This window comes from Pseudoxanthobacter sp. (genome assembly GCF_036822375.1).
Taxonomy (GTDB): Bacteria; Pseudomonadota; Alphaproteobacteria; order Rhizobiales; family Segnochrobactraceae; genus Pseudoxanthobacter.
This window is the reverse complement of sequence record NZ_DAISHT010000174.1, coordinates 1-1304: the sequence shown is the minus strand read 5'-3', so window position 1 is coordinate 1304 and position 1304 is coordinate 1. Positions and strand designations below refer to the sequence as shown.

Sequence of the window (1304 nt, the reverse complement as noted above, 5' to 3'; positions counted from 1 at the left end):
GCCGGGGCCGGAGGTATCGGGGCTGCGGCCGGATCGCCGGCGGCGGGCGCGGTGCCCTCGCTGCCGCGCTCCCGCGGCCGGATCGGCAGCTTCAGCTTCGGTTTCGGCGGGGCCGGTGCGAGCTGGCGCACGGCGGTTTCTCCGATGAGCGGGCCGGTCAGCGCGGTGCCGTCGGCCACAGCCGGGGCGGGCGGCGGCAGCACGGCGCCGTCATGTTCGATGACGGGGCGATAAAGCCGGATACGCCCCGGCGAGCGGCGCGTTGCGGCCGGCTCGCTGACGAAATCGACACTCGTGGCCGGCAGGTCGAGCTGGCCGTTGTGGCGCCTCAGCCAGTCGCGGTCGAACGGCCGGTTGACCGGCTCGCCCGGCGTATCGGGATAGGACCAGCGCAGCGGCGCGCGGTCGAGCGAGCGATAGGTCTCGCGCACCGGAGCGGCATAGAGATAAAGCCGCGGCTGCGCAAAGCGCAGGCTGGGCACGAACACCCAGGCCTCGGTCACCGGCGGCTGCTGGCGGCGCGGCACGCCCAGCGCCGGGCCCTTGCCCTCCGGCGCCAGCGGCGCCCAGCCAATGGTTTCATCGCCTTCCCGCCAGGTCACCCACGCCGGGGCCCAACGGTCGCCCGGCACCCAGAACCAGCCGCGTGCCTTGTCATAACCCCACCGGCCATAGTGATAGACCGCCCAGCCGAACGGCTCGTCGGAGGCCCACAGCCAGCCATAGCGGTCCGTCCACAGCCACTGGCCCAGCGTGTAGGGGCGCCAGCCCGGCGCAACGCCGGTCGGCACCCAGACATAGCCATAAGGCGCCATGGCCACCCAGCGGCCATGCGCGGCGAGCGGCGCATAGAATACGTCGATATCGTGCGCCGTGGTCTCGGCGGCTGCGGTGTCGAGAAAATCGCTGTCGAGGCTCTCGCCGGCCTGATCGAGCGGCACGGCGAGGGCGAGGGCGGCTGCCACCAGCACCGCCGGCAGGCCGCCGCGTGCGAGGCGCGCGCCAAGCGTCCGCCGCGGCCTGGCCGTGCGGGCCGGTTCGGCCTCAGCGGCCGGCGGGCTGCCATTTGCGCTCGTCAAGGCGTGTCTCTCATCGGCGGTCATTGCTGCCGGGCCGGCGACCCGGGCTGTGGCGATCAGCACAGCACATTGTGGCTGAACGGCCGGTGAATGGCGTCCTGCGGCAAGCTGTAGCGGTGTGCGGCAACCTGCAAACGACAAAGCCGCCCGGTTGTCACGGGGCGGCTTTTCTCGATATCGGGCCAAGTCCGGAACGCGAACGGGGCCTGAAGCGGCAGGCGAAAC

At 72.3% G+C, this 1304-nt stretch carries 1 protein-coding gene; it reads right to left on the bottom strand.

Annotated elements, in window-relative coordinates; all coding sequences use genetic code 11:
• The coding region (locus tag V7067_RS13795; protein WP_334176482.1) for a DUF6600 domain-containing protein at nucleotides 1-1079 on the bottom strand (1079 nt) is incomplete at its 3' end.
• Nucleotides 1080-1304: the final 225 nt, after the last annotated feature.